Source organism: Tamlana crocina, from assembly GCF_012037625.1.
In genome coordinates this window covers 1-387 of sequence record NZ_JAAVJS010000401.1, presented here as the reverse complement: position 1 = coordinate 387, position 387 = coordinate 1, and the positions used below count along the sequence as shown (strand labels likewise).

The following is a 387-nucleotide window of genomic DNA, read 5'->3' as shown; positions in this document are numbered from 1 at the left end:
AAATAACATACTCTTAACTTTGAAGGAAAGAGTTTCAACAATGTACTCCTCCTCAAAACCTAGGGCCAAATCCTTATTTTAAAGGGGATGAAACTTAAAAAATATCTGTAATGAAAAAGTTTTTAAAAATATTCGGAATTATACTGGGAGTGATCCTCCTGTTGCTATTCCTTACTCCTTTCATTTTTGAAAAACAGTTGAAAGAGCTGGTGCAGGACACTATCAATAAAAATTTAAATGCACAGGTGGCTTTTGCTGATATTGATCTTAGCATCTTCAGGAATTTCCCCGATGCTACTCTGGGGATCGAAAATATAAGCGTCATCAATAATGCGCCTTTTGAGGGAGATACTTTGGCAATTAGCGATGAGGTGATCCTGCAAATGT

General features: G+C 36.2%; 1 pseudogene. It reads left to right on the top strand.

Annotated elements, in window-relative coordinates:
• Nucleotides 1-110: 110 nt before the first annotated feature.
• Nucleotides 111-387 (top strand): annotated as a pseudogene (locus tag HC176_RS17315) (AsmA family protein); the annotation flags it as partial.